The following is a 26277-nucleotide window of genomic DNA, read 5'->3' as shown; positions in this document are numbered from 1 at the left end:
CCGGGCTTGCAGCCCGGATTGGAACCCCGGAGTTGCCGGACGGCAATGAGCGCCTAGCGAAGGGTGGAAAGCCGGTTTTTGCGGCAACTGTGCTTTTTGACTGAATGTTGTTTTTTCTGCGGAAGATGCGCTCCAAAAATTTTTATTTTTTTCTATGCTTATGCGTTTTTTTTTATTATTTTTAAAGTGAAAAACTTTTAAAGTTTGGGAGATAGATAAATGGCAAAGTATCAGTTTCAGACAGAAGTTAATCAGCTTCTTAAATTGATAATTCATTCGATGTATTCAAACAAGGACATTTTCCTGCGCGAGATTGTTTCTAATGCTTCCGACGCTCTGGACAAATTGAATTACCTTATGGTTTCGGAAGACGCTTACAAAAATTTAAAGACTGAGCCGCGGATTGACATCAGTTTTAACGATGTTGCAAAAGTGCTCACTGTTCAGGATTCGGGAATCGGTATGAACGAGGACGATTTGAACAACAACCTCGGAACAATCGCCCGCTCAGGAACTAAGGCTTTTATCGAAAAAATTTCAAACGACAAAAATGCCGGCGAATCTAATTTAATCGGCCAGTTTGGTGTTGGTTTTTATTCGGCTTTTATGGCTGCAAAAGAAATCAATGTTTATACACGAAAGGCCGCGACAGACAAAATTTACAAATGGTCGAGCGACGGCACAAATTCTTACTCAATTGAAGAAATCAAGGCTGATTCTGACGAAGCAAAAAAATTCGGATTCGACAAGCCTGAGACTCACGGTTCTGCAATCGAGATGATTTTGAACGATGACAGCAAAGATTATGCTTCCCGCTGGAAGATTGAAGAACTTATCAAGCGCTATTCTGACCACATTGCTTTCCCGATTTATCTGCACTACACACAGAACAAATACGACGACAAAGGCAACGTTACTGGCAGCGAAAACAAAGTTGATCAGGTAAACACTGCATCTGCTCTTTGGAAACGACCAAAATCTGAGCTTAAACCAGAAGACTACAACGCTTTCTACAAGACAATCAGCCACGACAGCCAGGATCCGCTTTTTTATGTTCACACGCATGCGGAAGGAACCCAGGAATATACAACTTTGTTCTATGTTCCTCAGCAGGCTCCGTTCGATATGTATCAGGCAGACTACAAAAGCGGCGTAAAACTTTATGTTAAACGCGTATTTATTACAGACGATGACCGCGAGCTTTTGCCGTCTTATCTGCGTTTTGTAAGAGGAATTATTGATTCGGAAGACTTGCCTTTGAACGTAAGCCGCGAAATTTTGCAGCAGAATAGAATTTTGGACAATATTAAGTCGGCTTCCGTAAAAAAACTTTTGAGCGAATTTAAAAAACTCGGTGAAACAGCGGACAAAGCGCGCAAAGCAGAAAATCCTACTGACGACGATAAAAAAGCAATTGAAAAATGGAATAAATTTGTAGAAAACTTCAATCGCCCAATAAAAGAAGGTCTTTACTCTGACTACGCAAACCGCGAAGAAATTGCAGAAATCGTAAGATTCAAGTCTACGGACGAAAGCGGAAACGGCGACGGAAAATGGACAAGCTTTAAAGATTATGTTTCGAGAATGAAGCCGGAACAAAAAGCAATCTACTACATTACAGGCAACAACGAAAAGAACCTTCGTGCAAGTCCTCTCCTCGAAGCATACAAAAACAAGGGCTTTGAAGTATTGATTATGGCGGATGATATTGACGACATTGTAATTCCAAGCCTTATGAAATACAAAGACTTTGAGCTCAAGGGTGTAAACCGCGCAGGTTCAGACGACGAGCTCGGAATCGACAAAGACGAAGCAAAGAAAAAGGAAGAAGCTTTTAAACCTGTTCAGGAAAAAATTAAAAAAGCGCTTGGAGAGCGTGTAAAAGATGTAGTTCTTTCAAAAAGATTGAGCGACAGTCCGTCTTGTATTGTTGTTGACGAAAACGATCCTGGGATCCAGATGGAACGAATGATGCGCGCAATGGGCCAGACAGCTCCAGAAGTAAAACCAATTCTTGAAGTAAACGCTGACCACGCAATCGTAAAAACGCTCGAAAACGCAACCGACGAAGGTTATATTTCAGACGTTTCGGAAGTTCTTCTCGACCAGGCGCTTCTCGTAAGCGGAGCCGAACTTTCAAGTCCTACAGACTTTATAAAATCTATGAACAAGTTGATTGTAAAATAGAAAAACCGCTTTTAGCGTAATGTCCCCGCTGAACGGAAAATGTTCTGTTCAGCGGGGATTTTTTTACTTTAAAAAATATTTTTCAGTTTCTCAATTTCCAACAAAACCGCTTTTGTTCTATAATATTTTTATGATTATATTTGCTTCTGGACGGACGGATATTCCCGCTTTTTATTCTGAATGGCTTATAAATCGTATCCGCGCCGGGTTTGTCGATGTGCGTAATCCTTATGTTCCGCAAAAAGTTACACGTTACAAACTTGAGCCAAAAACCGTTGACTGCCTTGTTTTCTGCACAAAAAATCCTAAGCCTCTTATTCCTTATCTGGACGAACTCAAAAATTTTGGAACTTATTTTTTTGTCACAATCACTCCGTATGGAAAAGAAATCGAGCCTAATGTTCCCGAAAAACAAACCGTAATTGAAACTTTTGCCGAGCTTTCTCAAAAACTTGGCAAGGAAAAAGTCTGCTGGCGATACGATCCGATTTTTGTTGATTCAACTTACACGGTGGCAACTCATATCCGCGAGTTCAAAAAAATGTGCGAAAAACTTTCTCCTTATACAGACCGTTGTGTAATCAGTTTTGTCGACTTGTATTCAAAAACAATTAAAAAATTTCCAGAGTTAAAAGAAGTAAGCGAAAGCGACCAAAAATTTTTAGCTGGAAGTTTTGCAAGAATTGCCGGAGAATACGAAATAAAAATTGAATCTTGCGCAGAAAAACTCGATTTATCTGACTATGGCATTCAAAAAGGCGAATGTATTTCAAAAGAACTTATCGAAATGATAATTAACGCCCGTTTGTCTAAAAACGTGCATCAAATACTAAGAAAAAATTGTTCCTGCCTTCCAACGCGCGATATTGGATATTACAATTCCTGTCCAAACCTTTGCAAATACTGTTACGCAAACTATGATGAAAAAACCGTTCAAAAAAATTTTTTACAGCACGACAAAAATTCGTCTTTTTTAATTGGAAATTCCCGTCCAAACGACATTATTCAACAAGCAAAACAGGAAACTTTTAAGGATTCGCAGCTTTTTATGTTTTAATTTTCGCTCGAACGCTAACATTTAGCCGAACGATTTTGTCAAATTTAACAGAAAATCAACATCTAACCTTTATTCGGCATACTCCGCTTGCCTTTTTCTTTTCTCTTGCTCGCCTGAGAAATTGCAAGGCCGGAAATCGTCAAAACCGCGCCAATGCTTCCCATCAAGGTAATTTTGTCGCCCAAAATTAGAAACGCAAAAACAATCGTTACAACTGGAGTCAAATAAAGAAAAACCGTCACCCTTACAGTTCCAAGATTTTTACAAACAAAATTCCAAACCGCAAAGGCAAAAGCGCTTGCCGCAATTCCTAAAAATCCAAAATTTAACCAGTTAAAAATATCCGACCAGCGTTCAGCATTTGCCGCGGCAGAAAGATTTATATAAGTCATTGGAGAATTTTTCCCATTCAAAATTCCAAAAACCGCAATAGGAATCATACAAACCAAGGCCCAAAAAAATTGCCGTCTAGTAGAGCTTATCGGATTCAAATTAAATGAAGCGATTTTCGTAACACTTAAAGAATAAAATGCCCAGCAAACCGCGGCCGCCAAAGCAAGAAAATCGCCTTTTGGGCTTAAATGAAATACGAGCGCACCGTTAAAAGTAACAAACACAATTCCAGAAATCGCAACCAAAAATCCGACAACAAAAAGAAGGTTAATATTTTTTTCTTTCAAAAAAATCTGAGCAATAATCGCAGTAAACATTGGACATATTGAAACAATAATGCAAACATTCGCCGGCAAAGTATAATCTATCGCAATATTTTCCAAAAACTGATAAACAGATACTCCGCTCGCTCCAGCCGCAAAAAACCACAACTCATCTTTTTTGCAAGACAATTTCATTCGCTCTGGCTTCATAAGCCAAAGCACTGCGTAAGCAGTTATAAAGCGGGCTGTAAGAATTTCAAATGCGCTAAAACTTCGCAGCAAATATTTTGTGCTAACAAAAGTAATTCCCCAAATTAGAATTACAAGCAACGCAAAACAATAATTAAGACCTTTATTTTTTAAGAGAGATGAATTAAGCATTTTAATTTTTCCAAAAATCTTTTGTAAAAAGAATTATCAAATTGTAAATTTCGAGACGACCGGCAATCATCATAAAACTAAAAATCCATTTTAAGAACGAAGGAATCCAGCTATATTCCATAAACGGACCAAAAGCAGGTCCAATGTTTCCAAGCATCGAAAAACTTGCCGTAAACGACTCAAAAACAGAAAGTCCGCCAAGAGTTCCAGCAAAAGTAGAAATAAATGCAAGACAAAAATAAAGAAAGACAAAAGGCGCAATGTTTAAAACCAGATCTTCTCGTCCTGGCGAACCATTTACCCGAACAGAAAAAACTCCGTGAGGATGAATCATCTTGAGCATTTCAACGCGTGCTTTTTTTGCAAGAATTACCCATCGAATAACTTTAATACCGCCGGAAGTTGAACCAGAACATCCGCCTATAAAAAACAAAATGAATATAAAAAACTGGCTCGCCGCTGGCCATTTCATAAAATCGGCCGTAGCAAAACCAGTCGTACTCATAATCGTTGCAACCTGGAACGAAGCGTATCTTAAAGCTTTTCCAAAACCGCCATAAAACTTAACAAGCGAAAAAGCCAGGCACAAAACAACAGTTGCAAAAATACCAACATAAGCCTTGAGCTCGCTGTTGTTCTTTAATTCGGTGAATTTTCCGGTAATCACGTAAAAATAAAGGCTAAAATTTACACCTGCCAGAAACATAAAAACTGTGCAGACAATTTCTGTAGAAAGAGAATTGAATCCTGCGATGCTTGCATTTTTTGAACTAAAACCGCCTGTGCCTAAAGTCGAAAAAGCATGGCTTAGAGCGTCCACAAAATCCATTCCGCAAAACATTAAAATTACAGTCTGAATAACCGTCAAAGCAAAATAAATTCCCCACAAAGCCTTTGCAGTATTTGCCATTTTTGGAGTGATTTTTCCTTTTTCCGGACCAGTTGATTCAGCTTTTACAAGCGCAAAACCTCCGACGCCAAGCAAAGGCAAGACAGCAGTTGTAAGCGCAATTATTCCCATGCCGCCAAGCCAGTGCATTTCCATTCGCCACAAATTTACAGCGCGAGGCAAACTTTCGACATCTTTTAAAACCGTTGCTCCAGTCGTAGTAAAACCGCTTACAGATTCAAAAACCGCGCCCGAAAAATCACTAATCCAACCGCCGGCAAAAAGCGGAATTGCGCCAAAAAAACTTATCGCAACCCAGGCAAAACTTACAAAAACAAAAACTGCTCTTGTTCCAAGTCTTACGGGAACTTTTTTTCCGCCAAAATAAAAAGCAGAGCCAAAAATCCACGCAACAACCATTGGAATTAAAAACGGAAAAATCGCTTCATATTCACCAAAAGCAAGCGCCGTCCCAATCGGCAGCAAAAACGAAGTTCCAATTATCGAAAGAATAATTGCAAAAATTCTTACAAAAACAAAAACCGTCTGCATTTAAAGTTCCGCTCCAAATTTTTCAAGCACATGCTGATTCTCTTCAAGAGTCGTAATCATTACAATTTCGTCGCCGGCTTCAATTTTTGTGCTTCCAATCGGAATAAAATATTCGTCCGATCCATTTTTTTGCATCATCAGAACCAAAAATTTACCATTTTCTGCAATATCGCGGAGAGTGCTGCCGACTGCCGGACTTTTTTCATCAACTTTTATTTCCATAATCTCAAGAGAACCGTCATTGACCGTATGAACACCAGTTACCGCCTTTCCTTTTAAGTGGCTCATAATTGAATCAACAACCGTATCCCGAATTGGAACAGCAACTTCAATTCCAATTTTTCTGGCAATTTCGCCAAAAGCATTATTTTGAACCAGCGCAATGCTGTTTTTTATGCCGAGAGATTCAAAATAAGCCGCCATTACAATATTCAATTCGTGGTTAGAAGTAGTACAGATTACAAGATCGTATTTATCAAGTCCTTCTTCTTCAACAAAACCTTCTTCCGTCGCATCCGTACAAAAAACTTTTATCTTAGAGAATTTTTCAGCAGCAGCCTTAGCAAGACTCTCGTCGCTGTCAATAATGCAGAATTCTTGAGTCGGATTTCCTTCACGCTTAAAAAGCCGCGTAATAAAAGTAGACTTTCGTTCTATCAGCTTTTCGGCAACAATTGTTCCGACCCTTCCAGCGCCAATAATTGCAATTTTTTTAATTTCTTTAAGTTTTGAGCCGCAAAGTTTTAAAAATTCCGGAATATCCTGCTTTAACATCAGCGCGCCCAGGCAATCTTCCGCCTTAATTACAGTTTCGCCGCTTGGCAAGCGAGTTTCGCCGTTGCTTTCAACATAGGCAACAAGAATCGGCCTGTCCGTAATTTTCCGAAGACTAATAATTTTCTGGTTTTCCAGGCGGCTTCCCTTTTCTACGGTAATTCTAATAAGTTCATACTGGTCGCCAAAAGGCATAACATCGGTAATAGCTCCGTGATTTGCCGCATTTGCAATCGCTTCCGCAGCTTCAACGTCGGGATGGACCATATAATCAACGCCATAAAGCGGCCGGCGTTTTTTTGCCTTTTCAACAGATGTCGTGTCCACATAATAAGCATAGTTCCGGACACGCGCAATTTTCGTAACATCCGGATAAACAGCGTCAACCAGCGAACACGTAATCATATTTACTTCGTCATTTGAGGTAACGCAAACAAGGGCATCGGCATTTTTAATTCCAGCTTCTTCCAGGACATCCAGATTATTGCCCTCCGCATGAATTACATTGCAATCCAGACTGTTAGAAGCATGCCTTACAACTTCATCATCGTTATCAATTAAAACAACATCATTTTTTCCGTTTACAAGTCTTTTTGCCAGTTGAATTCCAGTAAAACCGGCACCAACAATTACGATTTTCATAACCAAATTATACTCAATAATAAAAACTTTTTACATAATACTTTATTTTTTTTTTACAAAACTGTATGTTAAAAAAAGCATTGACTGCCGTTGGCAGCAGTGACTACAAATTTTTTTCACATCTTAAAAGGCATTTGCCTTAATAGACTTGATCTTAAGGACAGGTACTATGACACTTACTCTCGATGTTGGAAATTCAAACATCACAGGAGGAGTTTTTGACGGCGACCAGCTGATTTTACAGTTCCGCCAGACAACTCACAAAAATTCATCCTCCGATGAAATTGGAATTTTCCTTCGCTCTGTTCTTCGGGAAAACAACATTTCTCCCGAAAAAATCACTCAAATTGGAATTTGCTCAGTTGTTCCGCCAATCAACTATTCTCTTTCCAGTGGAATCCTCAAATATTTTGGAATCGAGCCTCTTTTTATTCAAGCCGGAATCAAAAACGGTCTAAAACTAAAAATGCAGAATCCAAAAGAAATCGGCGCAGATTTAATCGCCGACTCTATCGGCGCTGTTTCGCTTTGTCCAAACAAAAATTTAATCATTGTCGATTTGGGCACGGCAACAACAATCCATGCGCTTACAAAAAACAAGGAATATTTAGGCGGCTCAATTCTTCCTGGCTTAAAAATTTCAGTTCAGGCACTTGCTTCCGGCACTTCAAAACTGCCGCATGTCGATATAAAAAAAAGCGAAAAAGCCTGCGCAACTGCAACAATCGAAGCAATTCAGTCTGGAATTTATTTTGGAACAGCAGGCGCAATTAAAGAAATTTGCCGCACAATCAGTTCAGAAGTCTTTAAAAGCGAAAATCCCGAAGACAAGCCGTACATTGTCGGTACTGGCGGTTTTGCAAAAATTTTTGAAAACTGCAATATTTTTGACGAAATTTTCCCGGAACTTACGCTTATCGGCGTAAAAAAGGCGCTTGAACTTAATTCTTAAAAAACGCTGCTGTTAATTTTAGACCGCAAAAACCTAGAAAAGGAACATAAAAATGAAAAAATCAATAAAACTTTTGACGCTGGCATTGATTGCAACAGCTCTCGCATTTTCTTCATGCGGAACAAAAAAATCTCACGACACTTTGAGAATGACAATGTGCTCTGAACCGGACAGTTTTTTTCCATGGAAATCTGCCGCTGCCGAAACAGCCGCCGTTACAGACAATATTTTTGAAGGACTTTTAAAATATGATGAAACCGGCTCTCTTTATCCTGCCCTTGCAGAAAATTACTCAGTTTCTGACGATTTTTTAACTTATACTTTTAACCTTCGCAAAGGCGTAAAATTTCACAACGGAACAGAATTTACTTCTGCCGACTGTGTTTTCACTTACAAAAATTTGGCAGGCCTCGACGGTCTTGCAGCACGTTCCGACAATATGCAGATTGTAAAATCAGTTTCTGCCCCAGACGACTACACTTTTGTAATTGAACTGAAAAAAACTTCTGGAGCCTTTTTGCTTCTTGTAGCGACAAGTCCAATTCTTTTGCACGATTACAATGACAACGAAACAATGCCGGTTGGAACAGGCCCTTATAAATTCGTTTCATATTCTCTTCACGAAAAAATAGTTTTTGAACGTAACGATGATTACTACGATAAAGAACGTGCTGGAAAAATAAAAAACATCGAAATTCTCATTATGACCGACGAAAATTCAGCAATATCTGCGCTTCAGTCTGGTCAAATCGACGTTGCCCAGATGATTTCCGGAACAAACGCAAAAATGCTCGAAAAGAACTTTAAAATCATAAGTCATCCGCAAAATATGATTCAAATTCTTGGAATGAACAATTCTTATCCTCCGCTTGCAGACATCAACGTTCGAAAGGCAATTACCTGCGCAATTGACAAAACAGAAATCATAAACGGCGTTTTTGACGGTTTTGCAACTGAACTTTATTCAAATTTTAGCCCGATTTTAGGCGATTGCTACAACGACAAGCTTTCCGGAATTTTTTCTTACAATATTGAAAAAGCAAAAGAATATATGAATCAGTCGTCTTACAAAAACGGGTTCGATATGACGATTACAGTTCCTGCAAACTACCAGCCTCACGTTGATACTGCCCAGATTATCGTAAATATGCTCAAACCGCTTGGTATCAACTGCACAATTGTTCCTGTTGAATGGACAACCTGGCTAGACAAAGTTTATTCAAAAGCTGAATATCAGACAACTGTAATTGCATTTGCAGGAGAAATTGATCCGTCAGAAGTTCTTCGCCGTTACTGTTCAGATTACAAACGCAACTTTATAAAATATAGAAATCCTGAATATGACAAAAATTTTGCAGCAGCAGAATCAGAAATCGATCTAAAAAAACGCGCAGATTATTTTAAGAAATGTCAGGAAATTCTTACAATGGACTGCCCTGCTGTCTTTATCTGCGATCCAGGCCGCAATATCATCACTCAAAAAAATATAGCCGGCTACACTCCTTATCCAGTAAATTTTTACGATTTTTCAACACTTTACTTTATTGACTAGAATATTATTCGACAAAAAAAAGGAACAAAAAATGAGCTTTTATGTAAGAAAATTCATCGACTTTATGACGACTCTTCTTCTTGTAACCCTGGTGACTTTTCTTACATTCCAGCTTCTTCCTGGCAATCCGGCGCTTGCAATTCTCGGACCAGACGCAGACCAGACTCAAATTGAAGCTCTTGAACTTCAACTTGGGCTAAATCAAAGCCTTCCCTTGCGCTATGCAAACTGGCTAAAAGGAGCATTTTGCGGAAATCTTGGAATTTCCTACAAATATAACCAAAGCGTTTCTTCTTTAATTGCAGGTGCCCTCAAAACTACCGCGTCTCTATCGTTGCTTTCGCTTGTCTTTACCATTGCAATCGGCACTTTTCTGGGAATTACATTTGCACTCAACAGAAAAAAAAAGCTCTGGCGCTGTCTTTCTGTCTTAAATCAAATTTGGGTTTCAATGCCGTCATTTTGCACAGCCCTTATTTTGATTTTAATTTTTACTGTCGGATTAAAAATGTTGCCTTCGGTAGGTTTTGACGGTCCAAAAAGTCTTATTCTGCCTTCGCTGGCAATCTCGCTGGGCTCATCTTCAATTCTCGCAAGATACATAAAAACAAGCATGGAAAATGAGTTAAAGCAGGATTATGTAAGAACGGCAAAAAGCAAAGGTTTGAATGAAAAACAGGTTATCGTTCGCCACGTGCTCAGAAACGCGCTCATCCCATCCATTACAACTCTCGGTCTTATTACCGCAGATATTTTTGGAGGAAGCATAATAATTGAAAATGTTTTTTCTCTTCCAGGAATTGGAAAACTTATAATTCATTCAATTTCTTCAAGAGATTTTCCGCTGCTGCAAGGTCTGACAGTTTATCTTGCCGCAATGGCTTTGACCTGCAACTTTGCGGTCGATATTCTTTATTCAATTATTGACCCAAGGACAAGGAATTTTGAGAGGTAGCCAATAATGAATTCAAATATGAAAATTCTTCAAGAAAACCTGGCAAAATACTTAAAAAACAAAACATTTTTAACTGGTTTTTGCATGTTTTCTTTCATAATTCTATTCATGCTTGCAGGAACAATTTGGCTTCCGTACGATCCAAATTTGACAAACGCCGCCGCAAAACTTGAGCCGCCGTCATTTCATCATCTTCTTGGAACAGACTCACTTGGCCGCGATGTTTTAAGCAGAATAATGGTCGGTCTGAGAATTTCTGTCATAATCGGCTTTATTGTAATGATTTTTGGACTTTTTACAGGACTGGTTCTAGGCTCAATCTGCGGCTGGTTTGGCGGAATTGCCGACACAATCATCATGAAGCTTGTCAGCACACAAATGGCTTTTCCTGGAATTCTTTTGGCTTTGATGCTCGCCGCGGTTTTTGAACCGGACATCAAAGTTACAATTCTGGTTCTCTGCATTATGAGCATTCCCCGCTTTACAAGAATCACCCGTTCCGGCTACATCAAATTTAAAAATTCACTTTTTGTGCAATCCGCAAAAGCCCGCGGCGCTGGAAATTTCAGAATCATGTACATTCATATTTTACCAAATATTTTAAGCGACCTTCTCATAACCGCAACCTTGAGTTTTTCAATGGCAATTTTGAATGAATCTGGTTTAAGCTACCTCGGACTTGGAGTCCGTCCGCCATACCCAAGTTTTGGAAGAATGTTGAACGACGCCCAGCATTACATTTTTACAAATCCAGCAGGAATTATTTTTCCGCTTATTTTTCTGATAATTCTTGTTTTTGGCGTAAATTTAATTGGCGATGGAATTTCGGAAGTAAATGGAAAATAAAATGAATTTACAAAAAACCTTGCTAAAAATAGAAAATTTGTCAGTTGAATTTTGCTCCAGGCAAAAAAACTTTACGGCAGTAAAAAACGTAAATTTGGAAATTTTTCCCGGAGAATTTGTCGCCCTCGTCGGAGAATCCGGTTCAGGAAAAACAATAACCTCTCTCAGCATAATGAACCTTTTGCCGGAAAATGCAAAAATCACTGAAGGAACAATCACTTTTACCGGAAAAAATAAATCAATTATTTTCCAGGAACCCATGACAAGTTTAAATCCGCTCTTAAAAATCGGCAAGCAAATAGAAGAATCAGCCCTTATAAAAGGAATTTCAAAGCAAGAGGCTCAAAAACAGGCAGAAAAACTTGCAAAAATGACCGGACTTGAAGACACAAAAAAAATTTTCAACTGCTATCCGCACGAGCTTTCAGGAGGAATGAGACAGCGCGTAATGATTGCAAGCGCGCTTATGACAAATCCTGAGCTTTTAATTGCGGACGAGCCGACAACCGCACTGGACGTTTCAACGCAAAATAAAATTCTTTCGATAATTCAGAACTTAAAAAGTGAATTTAACACGGCGCTTCTTTTAATAACACACGATTTTACAGTTGTAAAAAAACTCTGTTCAAGAATTTATATAATGTACAAAGGAAAAATCGTAGAAACAGGAAAAACAGAAGAAATATTAAAAAATCCCCAACACCCATATACAAAGGCGCTCATAGATTCCATTCCAGATGCAAAAAAACGCCACGAAAAACTTCCTGTACATTTCGGAGAATGGCAAAATGAATAATCCGCAAAAAATAATCGAATGTAAAAATGTTTTTAAAGCTTTCTCAACAAAAAACGGAATTACAAATGCCGTAAATGGCGTAAATCTTTCAATAAACAAAGGCGAATGTTACGGGCTGGTCGGCGAATCCGGCTGCGGCAAATCAACCTTAAGCAGCTTAATTTGCGCCCTTAAAAAACCAGATTCCGGAGAAATTTTATTTGAAGGAACCCCTGTCAAAGATGAAAAAAATTTCCGGCGCCACTGCCAAATAATCTTTCAGGATCCATATTCTTCGCTAAATCCAAAAAAGAAAATCAAATCAATAATCGAAGAACCTCTAATAATTCACAAAATCGGCAAAACAAAACTTGAACGCAGCAAAATCATAAACGAAATGCGCACTTTAGTCGGGCTTCCGCCAGATTCTCTCGAAAAATTTCCACATCAGCTTTCTGGAGGACAAAGGCAGCGAGTTGCAATTGCCAGCGCAATGATTTTAAATCCGGAATTTGTAATTTGCGATGAATGTGTAAGCGCACTCGACGTTTTAATTCAAGCCCAAATCCTAAATCTTCTCAAGACAATGCAAAAATCAATGAATTTGACATATCTTTTTATAAGTCATAATTTAAACGTTGTCGCTTACATGGCAGACAGAATCGGCGTTATGCACAAAGGTCAAATTGTCGAAGAAAAGCCGACCGACGAGCTTCTGTCAAACCCGGAAAATCCGTACACAAAAACTCTTCTGCAGGCAGCAGGAATTGAATAAAAATGTTTATAAACGAAAAAATTAAAAATCTTCCCATAACTCCTTACCTTGAGCAAATTTGCCAAAATTTAAAAAATTCTCCGTCAAGATTTTTAGTTTTAACGGCACAAACCGCCGCAGGAAAATCAACCGCAGTTCCGCTCGCGCTTCTAGAAAATTTTAACGGAAAAATCCTCATGCTCGAACCAAGACGGCTTGCAACAGTTGCTCTTGCAGAAAGAATTTCTTCTCTTATCGGAGAAAAAACAGGCGAAACTGTCGGCTACACATTGAGCTTAGAAAGCAAAATATCTCAAAAAACCCGGTTTGAGGTTATAACCGAAGCAATTTTAACGCGCCGTCTTCAAAATAATCCTCTTTTAGAAGATACAAATGTTGTAGTTATAGACGAATTTCATGAACGTTCTGTACATGCGGACCTCGCGCTTGCGTTTTTAAAAGAAGCAATGTCTCTGCGCGACGACCTTTTTGTTATAATCATGTCGGCAACAATAAATTCAAAAAGAATTGCAGAATTTTTATCACAGCCAGCCGCTCCGGTTATGGAAATTCCTGGCAGACAGTTTCCGGTAGAAATCGTTTATAAAGACAAAATTTCGGTAAAAAATGCTGTTTTAGATGAAATTTCGCAGCCAATAAACAAATGTCCGTTAGTCAAAAATCAAAACAGAACCGACTCAATCCTCGTTTTCCTTCCAGGAATTGCAGAAATCAACAAGCTCCGTTCAGAATTAGAAAATTCGCTTTCTTCAGCGGAAGCGGAAATTTTGACCTTGCATTCTTCGGTTCCTTTGTCCGAACAAAAAAAAATTCTCTCAGAAGTTCCAATTTCTTCTCCAAGACGAATAATTTTATCATCATCAATTGCAGAAACCTCTTTGACAGTTCCAGGCGTTACAACAGTAATCGACAGCGGGCTTTCAAGAATCAGCAAAATGAATGTTTCTCTCGGAATGGAAAGACTTGTAACCGAAAAAGCAAGCCAGTTCAGCGCCGACCAGAGAGCAGGAAGAGCCGGAAGACTTATGAGCGGACGTTGCGTCAGACTTTGGAGCAAATTTGACATTCTCAATAGCGAAATTCAACCAGAAATTCTCCGGTGCAACCTTGCTTCTCTTGTTCTTGAATGTGCAAAATGGGGCTCAACAAAAATAGATTCATTTTTCTGGCTGGATTCTCCGTCAAAATCCGCCTGGAACGCCGCGGCAATGCTTTTAACAGAATTCGGCTTTTTAGAAAACGAAAAAATCACTCAAAATGGAAAATTTGCCCTCGAACTCGGAATTGAACCGCGGCTGGCCTGTGCAAGCCTTTATGGAAAAAAAACAAACCACCTTGAGGAAGCCTTAAATTTCGTCCTAAAATTCAGCCAATACGGAACTGCAAACGAAGAACAAAAGAAAAAATTTCTTTCGCTATTAAAAAAACGCATCGAAAAGTGCGGTTTTTCTTCAAGCCCAAGCGGATATGAAGAATTTTCACAAACAGAACTTTTTCTCTCCGGATTTCCAGACAGGCTCGGAAAAAAACAGCCAATTGAAGAGCAATCTTTTTTAAAAAACACCGCGCAGACTTTATATCAATTTCCCTCTGCCCGCAAAGCAGTTCTTGCAAAAGCGTATCAGGAAAGCCCGGAATGGCTCATTGCTCCGGAAGTAAATGCAGGAAGCTCAACAGGAAAAATTTATTCGTTTGAAAAAATCGACTCAATTCAGCTCGAAAACTGGCTCAAAAATCATTCTGAAATAACAGAAGAACTGGAGTTTGACAAAAAAACTTTTTCCGCCAAAAAAACACAAAAAAGCTATTATGGCGCAATCCTTCTAAAAGAAAAAAAATTGCCTGTTTCTCCGCATGATTTTGGAAAGGCTCTTTGCTCAGAAATTCAAAAAAACGGTCTTTCGGTTCTTCCATTTGATAAAAAAATTTTTGACTTTCTGCTTCGAGCACAATTTTATGCAAACCATATTGAAACGGAACTTTTTACACAAATTGAATCTCTGCAAAAAAACGCAGAAACCTGGCTTTTGCCGTTTATAACTTCCAGCAAAATTGACGAAAACATAGTTTTTGACGCTCTTTTTTATTTTTTGAACGGAACAAAAATCGACAGTTCTGTTCCTTCATCAATTATTCTCGAAAATGGAAAAAAAGCGAAAATAAAATACGAAAGCCGGCTTATCAGTTCAGAAATGTTGAATATCGACGGTTATTTAGCTAACGTTCGTTTGTTAAACGCTGTTCCAATTCTCGAAATTATAATTCAACAAATTTTCGGGTGTTTTTCAACTCCAAAAATTTCAGGAATTCCTGTAATTTTAAAGCTTCTTTCTCCAGCACGCAGACCTTTGCAAATCACCGACAATCTGGAAAACTTTTGGTCTGGCGCCTGGATAGAAATCTGCAAAGAAATGAAAGGCCGTTATCCAAAACACAATTGGAATTACAGACTAACGACCAATAGTTAATTATACATTTTTAATGTCTTACTTTTATCGACTTAAACAAAGCGCTGCCTTTTTCGTCAGCCTCTGCATTTCCTATCGCGTAAATTCCGAACCGGCCGCCAACCCAGTGCGCGCTTTCCGTTGTAAAAAAATCACTTTTCCATTTAAAAGAATTTTTAAAGCCTCTTCCAGTCTTCACGGTAAACTGAACCGCGCCAGAATATATACTGAACGAAATAAAATCCATTCGAATTTTTATCGGCTGATTTTCGTTTTTCAAGTTTAAGTGTTCACGATAAACTTCAAATTCACTTCTAGTTTCGTCCGTCAAATCCTCGTTTTTCGATTTTAAATAAACAAAATCAAAACCCAAAACAGTTTTTTCAATCGCAACAGAAGCGTATTCATCTGCAAGAAAAATCATTCCCGCACGAGAACCATTTGGCAAACTGCTTACGTCAAGAACAGCTTTTAAATAAAAATTTTCATACTGAATTTTTTGAGTTAAAATATTTGAAGAATTCCATAAAACTGGAAAACCGTTTTGATTTTTCGAACCACGATGCAAAACAGCCAGTCTAAAATTTTCCGCATCCGGATTAAAACTCTTTTCAGCCTTTGCAAATTTTTCAGAATGATTTCCGCTCCACTGCCATTCAAGACCGCAATTTTCAAAAGCGCAGACTGGTTTCTTAAAAGGATTTTTCAAATTTTTTAGAATATTAAATTTCGGCGACCTGAATTTTAAAACCGGCTCTCCAGGCATAAGACCTGTTTTTACAGAAGTTCCCATCAAAGGCCAGTCATTTTTCCACAAAACCGGTTCAAGATGGACAATTCTTCCAAAAATTCCACGGTCTTGAAAATGAATAAACCAGTTTTCTCCAAAAGGAGTTTCGACAAAAGCGCCTTGATGCGGTCCATTTACTCCAGACTCGCCTTCCTTCAAAACAATTTTTTCTTCCCACGGACCTTCAGGATTTTTAGAACGCAAAACAGTCTGCCATCCTTCCGCAACTCCTCCAGCCGGCGCAAAAATATAATAAAATCCGTTTCTCTTGTAAACTTTCGGCCCTTCCATCGTCGGCTGAGTTTTAGTTCCGTCAAAGATAATTTTATCCTCGCCTTCACAGACCTTAAGTTCTTTATTAAACCTTAAAAGCCCGATTCTGCTGTTAAAACCACACCGGCTTTTTGCATAGGCATGATAAACATAAGCATTTCCATCATCATCAAAAAAAAGCGCCGGATCAATAAAACCTTTCGCCTTATAAATCAATTTAAGCGGAGACCATTTTCCAAAAATATCATCAGTTTGAGTTAAAAAAATTCCTTCATCAGGCAAACCAACGATTATATAAAAAATTCCCTTGTAATACGAAAACGAAGGCGCCCAAATGCCTTTTGCATTTTGAGGAAAATTGTACTGTTCAAGCGGAATGTTTTTAGCAGCATAATTTATCAGCTTCCAGTCAACCAGGTTTTTAGAAAAAAGAATCGGCAGCCCCGGCGTAAAATTAAAGCTCGAAGCCACCATAAAATAATTTCCACCAGCCCGAATAACATCTGGGTCTGAATAATCACACAAAATAATCGGATTTTTATACATTTTTTAATTCTACGGTTTTTGGGGCGTTCCGGCAACTTGTTGCCGTCGGGAGTTCCAGGGTTCCGGCTTTCGCCTGCATTGCTCCACTACGTTCCGCAACGGCTTTGCCGCCCTTCCATTCCCTTACGCTTTTTTCCGCTAACGAATAAAATTTGTCATAACTTTTTCAACCCATTCCGGCTGTTTTACAGTCTTTTTGCCAGCTTCAATGGATTTTAAAATCCATGCCATATTTTTTCCAAGCATTGTCATTGTCTGAACGCCTTCCTCGTCTTTAAGAACATCTTCCGGCGTTTTTCCATGAACTTCGTTCCAATAGCAGCTAGTAACAATTGGCATTGCGCTATAAGCAAAATATTTATTTATAACATCAAGAGTAGCAGTATTTCCTGCACGGCGGCAGGTCGAAACACTAGCCGCAGGCTTAAATCTAAAATCCGCACCGGCAGCAGCCCAGAGTCTGTCCATAAACATAACAAGTTCGCCGCTAGGACTAGCCCAATAAACCGGAGAGCCAAAAACAAAACCGTCAGCATTTTTAACCTTTTCAGAAGCAGTTTTTACAACAGCTTCAATTTCGCCATTAAAAACTCTTCGTCCGATATTCAAAATTTCTGTTTCAATACCTTCAAATTCAAGACTCTTAGCTACCAAATCCAACGCTGTAAAAGTACAGCCATTGTCTTTCCGGCTGCCGTTAAACAAAACAACTTTCATAAAATACTCCCATAAAAAATCAAGATTAAAACTTCCGTTTTATGATTGGCTTTTTAAGTTGTTTCGCAGCAAAGTGAAAAACAACCGATGATAAGAAAGCTTGCAACGCAAACTTTTAAAGATAATTTTAATATACTTAAAAAAAAAGAAGTTTCCAATCCTAACAACTACCGGTCGGTGTACATGCATCTTACACCTATAGCATTGTCAGCAGCCGTCGCGTAGGTTGTATTGCGGCACCTGCTAGCATTGTCAGTAGCCGTCGCGTAAGCTGTATTACGACACCTGCTAGCATTGTCAGTAGCCGTCGCGTAGGTTGTATTGCGGCACTTGCTAGCATTAGCAGCTGCCGTCGTATAGGCCTGCGTTTGTCAGCGCAAATCCTCTTTTAATCTGCGTTCAATGTGCTGCATTTCAAAACAGTCGGTCTGCGGCGAGCGCCTTTACATCAAAACCTGCGTCTATTCATATATTTTTTGCGTCCACTTCGCGAATTCCGCATCTGTGGCAAGAACCTTGTGCGTACCTTCCACAACGTGAGGCGTTCCTTTCGAGTAGTCGATTCCGCTTGTGTGGTAGCTGTAGCTTTTTATCTTGCGGTTTTTCTCGACGGCCGGATTTGGGCGCGGAATTGCGGAAAGCAGGCTTCTTGTGTACGGATGAACAGGATTAGAGAAAATCTCGTCTGTCGTGCCGGTCTCAAGAAGATGTCCTAAGTGCAGAATTCCGATTCTGTCTGAGATGTACTTTACCATGCTCAGGTCGTGCGCAATAAAAAGGTATGCGCAGCCGGTCTCTTCCTGAATGTCCTTCATCATGTTCACAACTTGCGCCTGAATTGAAACGTCAAGCGCGGAAATGCACTCGTCGGCAATCACGAGCTTCGGGTTCATAATCAGCGCGCGCGCGATTCCGACTCTCTGCCGCTGGCCGCCTGAGAACTGGTGCGGATAGCGTTCGATATGCTCAGGGGCAAGCCCGACTTTTTTCAAGATACGCTGGATTTTCGCCTCGCGCTCCTGCCGTGTAGCGTAAAGATGGTGAATGTCCAAGCCCTCGCCGATAATCTCGCCAACTTTTTTTCTTGGATTAAGGCACGCCATCGGGTCCTGAAAAATCATCTGCATATTTGTGCGAAGATATTCCTCTGAATCGCCCTTCATTTTTGACGAGATGTCGCGTCCGTCAAACGTGATTTTGCCTGCGGTCGGATTGTAAAGGCGGATTACGCTGCGTCCGATTGTGGATTTTCCGCTTCCGCTCTCGCCCACAAGCCCGTATGTCTCGCCCGGGAAAATCTCGAACGACACATTGTCAACGGCCTTTACCGTGTATTTTGAGGAGACTTTGAAATACTGCTTAAGATTCTCTACTTTTAAAAGCGGTGTTTTCTCACTCATATTTTTTCGCCTCCTCTTTCATTCTGCTGATTCTTTCTTTAAGCTCCGCCGGCATTTCAACTTTCGGCGCGTCAGGATGCAGAAGCCACGTTGCCGCGCTGTGCGTCTCTGAAATCTTGAACATCGGAGGCTCAAGCCTGTCGTCAATGTTGAGCGCGTATGCGTTTCTTGGCGCGAAAGGGTCGCCTTGAACTTTGTGGAGAAGGTTCGGCGGAGACCCCGGAATTGTGTAGAGGCGGTCGCCTGTCGTCTCAAGGTCGGGCATTGCGGAAAGCAAGCCCCAAGTGTAAGGGTGCCGCGGGTCGTAGAAAATCTCGTCCGCTGTTCCGCTCTCCACGATTTTTCCGGCGTACATCACGTTTATCCTGTCTGCCACTCTTGCCACAACGCCCATGTTGTGCGTGATGAAGATTACAGACAGGCTGCGCTTTTTCTGGATTTCCTTGATAAGGTCGAGAATTTTCGCCTGAATTGTAACGTCAAGCGCGGTTGTCGGCTCGTCGCAGATTAGAAGCTCCGGGCTGCACGCAAGGGCGATTGCAATAACGATTCTCTGCCTCATTCCGCCTGAAAGCTGATGGGGATAGTTCTTCATTCTTGCCTTCGCGTCCGTGATTCCGACCTCGTGCAGAAGCTTCAGGACTTTCTGGTAGGCCTCGCGCTTTGGAGTGTGGTAATGGTAAATCATTCCCTCTGCAATCTGCTTTCCTATGCTCATCGTAGGGTCAAGCGAGGTCATCGGGTCCTGGAACACCATTGCGATGTTTTTTCCGTTGATGTTCCGCCTGATGTCGCGTGTCTTCATATTCAGGATGTCGTATTTTGTGTAAGTCTTGTTGTCAGGCTCCAGGCAGTTGTAGACGATTTCGCCTGAGTTCACAACCGCGTTCTTCGCTAGAATTCCCATCACGGTTTTTGTCGTGACGGATTTTCCAGAGCCTGACTCGCCCACAATCGCAAGAGTCTCGCCGCGCTTCAAGTCAAAGTCAACTCCGCGGATTGCGTTCACCATTCCTGCGGTTGTCTTGAACGAGATGTTCAGGTCTTTTACAGAAAGAATTGTGTCGTTTGTCATTTCGCCCATCTCACTGCTCCTTGAATTTCGGGTCAATCGCCTCGCGCAGTCCGTCTGCCAAGATGTTGAAGCTGAGCATAAGAACCGCAAGAACCACAATCGGCGGAATAATCTGGTAGGGATGCGTTGTAAAGCTGTTGAAAGCGTCGCTTATGAGAGAGCCGAGCGAGCACTGCGGAACCGGAATTCCAAGGCCCACAAAGCTCAGGAAAGCCTCTGTGAAAATCGCCGTCGGAATAGAGAACATTGTCTGCGTGATTACCTGGCCGTTTATGTTCGGAAGAATCTCGTGCAGAATTATAGAGAAATTTCCAGCTCCCAAAGTCCGTGAGGCAAGAACAAATTCCCGCTCCTTTAGGTTAAGCATTTCAGCGCGCGCGATTCTCGACATTCCAATCCATTCAGTGATCATCAGCGCGAAGATGATTGTCGCAATTCCAGGCTTTAGAATCAGCATTAAAAGCGTGACGATTACAAGGCGCGGAATTCCGTTCACAATCTCCGCGAAACGCTGCATTGCAGAATCGGTCATTCCTCCGAAATATCCCGAGACAAGGCCGAACGAAAGCCCGATAATCATGTCGATTAGAACCGCCACGATTGAAATGTAGAGAGAGACTCTCGTTCCCATCCAAGTGCGCGTCCAGATGTCGCGTCCGAGAGTGTCCGAGCCGAACCAGTAATAGACGTTAGTGTCGCCGTTTTTCTCGTAGAGATTCGTCTTTCTGCTGCCTGACGTTGTTCTCATATTCTCGTCGCCGTTGAAAATCCCTAGCTTTTCAAGCCCCTGAATTCGAGGCGCGTAGTTTTTCTGTTCAAGATTCTGCTCTGAGTAAGTGTATTTTGTGAAATGCGGGCCTGCAAAGGCGAAGAACATTATCACGATGATTGCCACCGCTGAAAGAACCGCGCTCTTGTTCGAGAAAAAGCGGATTCTCACTTCCTTCCAGTAGCTCACGCTTGCGAAGTTCGAGTCAACCTGCGTTCTCGCGCTGTCAGATTTCAGCTTGAAGTCATCCGGAAGAAAATCCGGCATTATAGTGTTGTTCTTACTCATTTACTGCTCCTGAAAGGCGGATTCTAGGGTCGATTACGCCGTAAAGAATATCGACCGCAAGCATAATTCCGATGTAAAGCGCGCTGTAGATAAAGCTCAAGGCGATTACAACGTTGTAGTCGTTCGACTGGATTGCCGTGACCAGAAGCGAGCCGACGCCCGGAATCGCGAAGATTTTCTCGACTACAAGCGAGCCTGTCATCAGGTCAACGATGAGCGGAGCTAAGACCGTGATAATCGGAATCAGAGTGTTTCTAAGGGCGTGCCGCGCGATAAGCCTCCAGCCGTAAAGTCCCTTGCTTTCCGCAAGCTGTATATAGTCAGAGCCTAAAGCCTCGAGCATTTCAGTGCGTGTAAAGCGCGCAATAGACGCCATTGTGAACATGCAAAGCGAGATGCTCGGAAGAACGCTTGAAAAATATGGCGACTGCGCTGTGAAAAGCATAGGGAAGATTTTCCATTTAAAGCCGAACTGGTAGCTCAGCGCGAGCGCGAAAACATAGCTTGGAACGCTCACCCCGATTACAGAAATCACCGTGGCGATTGTGTCCCAGACTGTGCGGTGCTTGATTGCCGCCACAATTCCAAGCACAAGGCCGATTAAAGCCCCGATAAAGACCGCCTGAAATCCGATTCTGCACGAGACCGGCAGGCGGGAGGCGATTAAGGTTGAAATCGGCGTGTTTTTCGAGATATTGTAGCTCACGCCGAAGTCTCCGCGGAACATATTTCCGACATATTTGAAGAACTGGACAAAAACCGGTTTGTCCAGCCCGTATTTTGCATATAAAGCGGCACGCTGGTCTGCCGAAAGCTTCTCGTCGTTGAAAGGCGAGCCTGGCATAAGCTGGAGAAGGATAAAAAGGATTAGTGTTATTGCCAGAAGTGTGAAAAGAGAAATTAGAATTCGTTTTAGAATGTATTTTTTCAAAATTGTAATTCCTGAAATTCAATGCGCAATTAAGAATGTGCAATGCTCAAGTTTTGCAAGCGGAATAGCTTAGGGATAGTAGCACCGCCGCAGGCGTTCCGGCATTTTTGCTGGCGCGTTTTGCTTAGCGTTTTTGCAAAAAATGCCGGAATGAGCCGCGCAAGACGGCGAAGTGCGGATAGCCCGACCCGCCGAATGGCGGGTAAGCCCCAAAATTAGTTCTTTGTTGTGTTCTTGTAGACTCTGTTGAGCGCGACCGGGTGGAATTCGATTCCGTTCACGTTTGCCTTGACCATGCAAGCGTCCGCCTGCTGGTACAACGGGAAGATAACAGTGTCTTCAAGGACGATTTTCTCTGCGGCCTTCAAAGTCTCCCATCTTTCCTTTGGCATCTGCGCGTATTTTCCTGTAACGCAAGATTCAATAAGGGCATCGTAAGCTGAGTTTGACCAAAGTCCGTAGTTGTTCGAGTTGTTTGTAATCCACATTCCAAGATAAGTCATCGGGTCTGCATAGTCCGGACCCCATCTTGTAAATGCAAGCTCAAAGTTTCCGTCCTGCATATCCTGAACGCGCTGCTTTTTCGGCTCGACACGAAGATTGATTGTAACGCCCGGGAGAGTCTTCTCAATCTGCTCCTTGATTACTGCCGCAACGTTCTGCTGGACTGTTGTGTCGTCAACAATCATCTCGAAAGCGAACTTGTCTTTTCCAAGCTCTGCCTTTGCCTTGCTGTAGTATTCAAGAGCTTTTGCAGCGTCAAAGTCGCAAAGCTCAGGATATTCCTTCTGCGCTGTGATGAAGTCCTCGCCGTTCTCGTTGTATGCGAATTCCGCCGGAACTGGAGTGTAGGCAGCCATTGAGCCGTCCTTTACAACGTTCTTCACGATAGACTCGCGGTCAAGAGCGAAAGTGAAAGCCTTTCTCATGTTGAGATTCTGAAGAGCCGGAACTTTATCAATCATAGGCGAGATGTACCAGAGATAGCCGGCTCCGATTGTCTTGAATTCAGGGTCGTCCTTAACCTGGTCAACCTGGTCGCCCGAAAGCTTAACAATGTCGAGAGTGCCGTTCTGGTAAGCCATCAAAGCCTGCTGGCTGTCTTTAAGAACCTGATAGTTAAGGCCGTCGAGCTTGATTTTCGCCGCGTCATAATACTTGTCGTTCTTCTTCAAAGAGAAAGCGAGAGCCGCCGGCTGGTAGTCAGTCAGGACAAATGCTCCGTTTGAAAGAACTGTGTCCGCGCTTGTTCCAAACTTGTCTCCCACAGACTCGTAGAATTTGCGGTTTACAGGATAGAAAGTCGGGAAGTAGAGGATTGAGTCAAAGTAAGAGACTGGAACTTCAAGCTGAACCTGCAAAGTTTTTGCGTCCAAAGCCTTTGCTCCAAGCTCCTCGACAGGAAGCTCGCCCGCGATGATTTTAGCCGCGTTCTTCACCTGTCCGATGTCTGAAAGCATGTAAGCGTACTCAGAAGCGATTTTCGGGTCAACCGCGCGCTGCCAGCCGAAAACAAAGTCGTCAGCTGTAACAGGCTCGCCGTTTGCCCAGTTCGCATCCTCGCGGATCTTGAAAGTGTAAGTCAGACCGTCCTGAGAGACTGCTTCCTCGGCGCACAATGCGTTGATTGTAGAGCCGTCTCCTGCCATCTGCTTGAGACCGTCTGTGAAGTTCGCGATAACCTCGAAGGAAGTTCCGTCTGTTGCCTGCTGCGGGTCGAGAGACGCAACTTCAACTTCAACCATAACATTAAGGACATTGCTTTTTGCCTTTTTCTCGCCGCAAGAAGCAAGCCCGAATACGGAAAGCGCAGAAAGAACTAAAGCCGCGCACTTGAACAAAGATTTCATTTTTGACCTCCAAAAAAAATGGCTGGCTCACCGTATAAGTAGCCAGCCGTCTTTGTCTAAACGTAAGGTTATTATAAGTAAATTGGTAGGTTTGTTCAATAAGGCTGAGGAATTTGGAAGAAATTTGTGGAACTGGTAAGAGAATGCAAAAATGCGGATATGGTTTTGAGCGGCTTTAATTGTGCGGCACTAGAGAAATGCGTCTTCGTTGCAAGCCCGGCAGTTTTTTTTCAGAACAAGTCAAGCATGCTGTCAAGGTAAACCGCTTCCCTTACATTCAGCTGGTATTCAGGCTTTGTCATATAATATAGAAGAAACTCCAGTATCATCGCGCTTCCAAGCCCTCGCCCCTCGATTTTAAAGTTTGAAAATCCAATAGGAAGGTAAATATTTTTTATCTCGCTAATTCCGATGAAAGAGGGATTTTTCATCGCATTTGAGAACACGTAGCCGTCCTTGCCTCCCGGCGACCTGCAGATGTGGTCAGGGCAGTTGTTATCCTCGCCGAGATTTTTCCGGCTCACGTTCTCGTAGCAGATTTTCCGCTCCCTGCATCCGGTCCAGCAGCACTCATTGCACAGAAATTCCACCTTGTCTTTTTGCCCTTGTGTCAAGGATTCAAGCCTTTCAAGCGACTTGTTAAGAGTGAAGTCCGGCACAACGAAGCTGAAGTCTTTCCTGTCCAGCTCATCCTTAAATCTTTGAAAATCCGTTATGACTTTTGTTGTGGAGGAGACAAAATAGAAAGCTGGATAATGTTCTTTAAGGTAATCGAGCAGAATCTCCGAGTGGACGATTATTCCGTTTTTGGCTTTGCCGCTCTTGCTTTCAAAAAGACGGCAGATTTCGTTGCATTTCTTGTCTGAAAGATGCTCTTTTCTTAAAAGCGAGTTGCTGAACGTGAGCCGCGCGGAAATTCCGTATTTTTCTACTAGTTCAAGGACTTTTTGGGGGCTGGCTTCTTCTGCGCCTGAAAAGCCTGTTCTTCCGCCGTTCCAAATGCAGCCTGACGGCGCGCCATAAATCGAGGCGATTTCGCACCAGTCATAAAAATATTCTCTGTGGCTATAGAAAAGCGGCAGAAACACGCTGTAGAAATCAAAAAACTCAAAAAGCCCCGGCAAATGGTAGCAGGCGGTGGATTTTTTCATAGGCTTGGTATTGGTTAGTCTGTCAGAAAAAACGCTTTTTGCGCTGAACAGCGGCCAGACGATTTTTCATCAAGAAATCTTCCAAAGAGATAATATCACAAACCGGCTTTTTGGTTTATGAAAAAGAAGCGAAGCATTGATTAGTGTTGCTTATCTGCTTAAAATTTGCTGCTTATCTGTGCTGCGAGTTTCCTGAATGTCTTTCAAAGCCTAAAGTCTAACATTCGCCGTACGCCAAAATAGAAAAAAAACGCAAATCTGTGCTAAAATAATTTTCTACTTTAACCTTAATTATTTATGGAAGAAAACGGAAAATTATATGTCTGATAAATTTGGTTGTGAAAATTCGCGTGTTCAGCTGCCTGCGGTTTTGCATTTAGTAAGGCTTGGCTACACATACATTCCTAGAATTACATTAAAGCAGGCAGGCACTTTTTTTGAGCCAAAAACAAATATTTTAACAGAGATTTTCAAAAAGCAGTTTGTAAAGCTCAATCCCCAGTCTGACGAAAGAAAAGCCGGGCAGGTTCTCCGTGATATTTCAAATGAGCTTGACAGCGATGACTTGGGCGAAAAATTTTATCACCGTCTTGCTTCTGCAGGCTCTGAAAAGCTCATTGATTTTGACAATCCTGAAAACAACACTTTTCATGTTACTGCGGAATTCTCGTGCTACGATGTAAAAGACGATTCTGCGGAAAACAAATACACGGAACTGTTCCGCCCTGACATTACTTTGTTTATAAACGGTCTTCCATTGACTTACATTGAGGTTAAGATTCCGAACAACAAAGAAGGCATTGCCGCGGAACGAAAGCGCGAGTATAATCTTCGGCTTCCGAATAAAAAAGCAAGAAGATTCAACAACATTACGCAGCTGATGATTTTTTCCAACAATATGGAATACGACAACATGGGCGGAATTACCCCTGTTCAAGGCGCGTTTTATTGCACTGGCGGACACAAAGCTCCTCCTTTCAACTGCTTCCGCGAGGAAAATCCGCAGCATCTTGAAGTTGAGCCGTATATTCAAAATTATCCTTACAA

Annotated in this window: 21 protein-coding genes; 10 read left to right on the top strand and 11 right to left on the bottom strand. The window is 41.6% G+C overall.

Going from position 1 to position 26277, the window contains the following annotated elements:
- Nucleotides 1–219 precede the first annotated feature (219 nt).
- Nucleotides 220–2187, top strand: coding sequence for a molecular chaperone HtpG (gene htpG / locus B2X33_RS05085; protein WP_296668105.1), 1968 nt, complete (start codon nucleotides 220–222; stop codon nucleotides 2185–2187).
- Between the two features lie 130 nt (nucleotides 2188–2317).
- A complete protein-coding gene (locus tag B2X33_RS05080; protein ID WP_296668104.1) occupies nucleotides 2318–3244 on the top strand; it encodes a DUF1848 domain-containing protein in 927 nt (308 codons plus the stop codon).
- Between the two features lie 62 nt (nucleotides 3245–3306).
- On the opposite strand, the gene B2X33_RS05075 is transcribed toward B2X33_RS05080, so the two are convergent.
- Genes B2X33_RS05075 through trkA form a run of 3 tightly spaced genes read right to left on the bottom strand, consistent with a single transcriptional unit; the run spans nucleotide 3307 to nucleotide 7138 of the window.
- Nucleotides 3307–4281, bottom strand: a complete 975-nt coding sequence (locus B2X33_RS05075) for a DMT family transporter (protein WP_296019585.1) — start codon at nucleotides 4279–4281, stop codon at nucleotides 3307–3309.
- 1 nt (nucleotide 4282) lies between these two features.
- Nucleotides 4283–5722, bottom strand: a complete 1440-nt coding sequence (locus tag B2X33_RS05070; protein ID WP_296668103.1) for a TrkH family potassium uptake protein — start codon at nucleotides 5720–5722, stop codon at nucleotides 4283–4285.
- Nucleotides 5723–7138: a Trk system potassium transporter TrkA gene (trkA, locus tag B2X33_RS05065; protein ID WP_296019589.1), complete on the bottom strand. Its 1416-nt coding sequence runs from the start codon at nucleotides 7136–7138 to the stop codon at nucleotides 5723–5725.
- Between the two features lie 169 nt (nucleotides 7139–7307).
- Here trkA and B2X33_RS05060 point away from each other — a divergent pair, with 169 nt between their 5' ends.
- From B2X33_RS05060 to hrpB, 7 genes are read left to right on the top strand one after another with little or no spacing between them, the layout of a single operon-like run.
- Nucleotides 7308–8090: a type III pantothenate kinase gene (locus B2X33_RS05060; RefSeq protein ID WP_296668102.1), complete on the top strand. Its 783-nt coding sequence runs from the start codon at nucleotides 7308–7310 to the stop codon at nucleotides 8088–8090.
- A gap of 52 nt (nucleotides 8091–8142) precedes the next feature.
- Nucleotides 8143–9642, top strand: a complete 1500-nt coding sequence (locus tag B2X33_RS05055) for an ABC transporter substrate-binding protein (protein ID WP_296668101.1) — start codon at nucleotides 8143–8145, stop codon at nucleotides 9640–9642.
- A 31-nt stretch (nucleotides 9643–9673) separates the two neighbouring features.
- Nucleotides 9674–10597 carry an ABC transporter permease gene (locus B2X33_RS05050; RefSeq protein ID WP_296668099.1) on the top strand — a complete coding sequence of 308 codons (924 nt, stop codon included), beginning with the start codon at nucleotides 9674–9676 and terminating at the stop codon, nucleotides 10595–10597.
- Nucleotides 10598–10603: 6 nt separating this feature from the next.
- On the top strand, nucleotides 10604–11443 hold the full coding sequence (locus B2X33_RS05045) for an ABC transporter permease (RefSeq protein WP_296019599.1): 840 nt from the start codon (nucleotides 10604–10606) through the stop codon (nucleotides 11441–11443).
- Nucleotide 11444: 1 nt separating this feature from the next.
- On the top strand, nucleotides 11445–12239 hold the full coding sequence (locus tag B2X33_RS05040) for an ABC transporter ATP-binding protein (protein WP_296668097.1): 795 nt from the start codon (nucleotides 11445–11447) through the stop codon (nucleotides 12237–12239).
- Nucleotides 12232–12993 (top strand): ATP-binding cassette domain-containing protein, encoded by a 762-nt coding sequence (locus B2X33_RS05035; protein WP_296668095.1) that lies wholly within the window; start codon nucleotides 12232–12234, stop codon nucleotides 12991–12993. Before B2X33_RS05040 ends, B2X33_RS05035 begins: the two co-directional genes overlap by 8 nt.
- 2 nt (nucleotides 12994–12995) lie before the next feature.
- Entirely contained in the window at nucleotides 12996–15461 is a 2466-nt protein-coding gene (gene hrpB, locus B2X33_RS05030; protein WP_296668093.1) for an ATP-dependent helicase HrpB, read from the top strand.
- 10 nt (nucleotides 15462–15471) lie between these two features.
- Here hrpB and B2X33_RS05025 read toward each other — a convergent pair whose 3' ends face one another.
- The 8 genes from B2X33_RS05025 to B2X33_RS04990 form a co-directional block, all read right to left on the bottom strand.
- The gene (locus tag B2X33_RS05025) at nucleotides 15472–17049 is read right to left on the bottom strand and encodes a glycoside hydrolase family 43 protein (protein WP_296668091.1); all 1578 of its coding nucleotides are present in this window, start codon (nucleotides 17047–17049) and stop codon (nucleotides 15472–15474) included.
- A gap of 138 nt (nucleotides 17050–17187) precedes the next feature.
- A complete protein-coding gene (locus B2X33_RS05020) occupies nucleotides 17188–17766 on the bottom strand; it encodes a flavodoxin family protein (RefSeq protein WP_296019609.1) in 579 nt (192 codons plus the stop codon).
- Between the two features lie 461 nt (nucleotides 17767–18227).
- Nucleotides 18228–19166 (bottom strand): ABC transporter ATP-binding protein, encoded by a 939-nt coding sequence (locus B2X33_RS05015; RefSeq protein WP_296668089.1) that lies wholly within the window; start codon nucleotides 19164–19166, stop codon nucleotides 18228–18230.
- Complete coding sequence (locus B2X33_RS05010) at nucleotides 19159–20250, bottom strand: ABC transporter ATP-binding protein (RefSeq protein ID WP_296668087.1); 1092 nt, start codon at nucleotides 20248–20250, stop codon at nucleotides 19159–19161. The genes B2X33_RS05015 and B2X33_RS05010 overlap by 8 nt, the downstream gene beginning before the upstream one ends.
- 1 nt (nucleotide 20251) lies before the next feature.
- Complete coding sequence (locus B2X33_RS05005) at nucleotides 20252–21298, bottom strand: ABC transporter permease (protein WP_296668085.1); 1047 nt, start codon at nucleotides 21296–21298, stop codon at nucleotides 20252–20254.
- The gene (locus B2X33_RS05000; protein ID WP_296668082.1) at nucleotides 21291–22229 is read right to left on the bottom strand and encodes an ABC transporter permease; all 939 of its coding nucleotides are present in this window, start codon (nucleotides 22227–22229) and stop codon (nucleotides 21291–21293) included. Before B2X33_RS05000 ends, B2X33_RS05005 begins: the two co-directional genes overlap by 8 nt.
- A 215-nt stretch (nucleotides 22230–22444) precedes the next feature.
- A complete protein-coding gene (locus B2X33_RS04995) occupies nucleotides 22445–24079 on the bottom strand; it encodes a peptide ABC transporter substrate-binding protein (RefSeq protein ID WP_296668078.1) in 1635 nt (544 codons plus the stop codon).
- Nucleotides 24080–24309: 230 nt separating this feature from the next.
- Entirely contained in the window at nucleotides 24310–25230 is a 921-nt protein-coding gene (locus tag B2X33_RS04990; protein WP_296668077.1) for a hypothetical protein, read from the bottom strand.
- A 319-nt stretch (nucleotides 25231–25549) separates the two neighbouring features.
- On the opposite strand from B2X33_RS04990, the gene B2X33_RS04985 reads away from it, so the two are divergent.
- Nucleotides 25550–26277, top strand: a 728-nt coding sequence (locus B2X33_RS04985) for a type I restriction endonuclease (RefSeq protein ID WP_296668075.1), incomplete at its 3' end; no start/stop codon positions are given.

The organism is Treponema sp. UBA785 (assembly GCF_002297065.1).
In the GTDB taxonomy this organism is placed as follows: domain Bacteria; phylum Spirochaetota; class Spirochaetia; order Treponematales; family Treponemataceae; genus Treponema_D.
Note: the sequence above shows the minus strand (reverse complement) of the source record. Positions and strands in the feature narration are given on the sequence as shown.

Excerpts from the sequence above, each read along its gene's own strand:
- htpG (WP_296668105.1), top strand. The coding sequence starts at position 220 with ATGGCAAAGTATCAGTTTCAGACAGAAGTTAATCAGCTTCTTAAATTG.
- B2X33_RS05080 (WP_296668104.1), top strand. The coding sequence starts at position 2,318 with ATGATTATATTTGCTTCTGGACGGACGGATATTCCCGCTTTTTATTCT.
- B2X33_RS05075 (WP_296019585.1), bottom strand. The coding sequence starts at position 4,281 with ATGCTTAATTCATCTCTCTTAAAAAATAAAGGTCTTAATTATTGTTTT.
- B2X33_RS05070 (WP_296668103.1), bottom strand. The coding sequence starts at position 5,722 with ATGCAGACGGTTTTTGTTTTTGTAAGAATTTTTGCAATTATTCTTTCG.
- trkA (WP_296019589.1), bottom strand. The coding sequence starts at position 7,138 with ATGAAAATCGTAATTGTTGGTGCCGGTTTTACTGGAATTCAACTGGCA.
- B2X33_RS05060 (WP_296668102.1), top strand. The coding sequence starts at position 7,308 with ATGACACTTACTCTCGATGTTGGAAATTCAAACATCACAGGAGGAGTT.
- B2X33_RS05055 (WP_296668101.1), top strand. The coding sequence starts at position 8,143 with ATGAAAAAATCAATAAAACTTTTGACGCTGGCATTGATTGCAACAGCT.
- B2X33_RS05050 (WP_296668099.1), top strand. The coding sequence starts at position 9,674 with ATGAGCTTTTATGTAAGAAAATTCATCGACTTTATGACGACTCTTCTT.
- B2X33_RS05045 (WP_296019599.1), top strand. The coding sequence starts at position 10,604 with ATGAATTCAAATATGAAAATTCTTCAAGAAAACCTGGCAAAATACTTA.
- B2X33_RS05040 (WP_296668097.1), top strand. The coding sequence starts at position 11,445 with ATGAATTTACAAAAAACCTTGCTAAAAATAGAAAATTTGTCAGTTGAA.
- B2X33_RS05035 (WP_296668095.1), top strand. The coding sequence starts at position 12,232 with ATGAATAATCCGCAAAAAATAATCGAATGTAAAAATGTTTTTAAAGCT.
- hrpB (WP_296668093.1), top strand. The coding sequence starts at position 12,996 with ATGTTTATAAACGAAAAAATTAAAAATCTTCCCATAACTCCTTACCTT.
- B2X33_RS05025 (WP_296668091.1), bottom strand. The coding sequence starts at position 17,049 with ATGTATAAAAATCCGATTATTTTGTGTGATTATTCAGACCCAGATGTT.
- B2X33_RS05020 (WP_296019609.1), bottom strand. The coding sequence starts at position 17,766 with ATGAAAGTTGTTTTGTTTAACGGCAGCCGGAAAGACAATGGCTGTACT.
- B2X33_RS05015 (WP_296668089.1), bottom strand. The coding sequence starts at position 19,166 with ATGAGTGAGAAAACACCGCTTTTAAAAGTAGAGAATCTTAAGCAGTAT.
- B2X33_RS05010 (WP_296668087.1), bottom strand. The coding sequence starts at position 20,250 with ATGGGCGAAATGACAAACGACACAATTCTTTCTGTAAAAGACCTGAAC.
- B2X33_RS05005 (WP_296668085.1), bottom strand. The coding sequence starts at position 21,298 with ATGAGTAAGAACAACACTATAATGCCGGATTTTCTTCCGGATGACTTC.
- B2X33_RS04995 (WP_296668078.1), bottom strand. The coding sequence starts at position 24,079 with ATGAAATCTTTGTTCAAGTGCGCGGCTTTAGTTCTTTCTGCGCTTTCC.
- B2X33_RS04990 (WP_296668077.1), bottom strand. The coding sequence starts at position 25,230 with ATGAAAAAATCCACCGCCTGCTACCATTTGCCGGGGCTTTTTGAGTTT.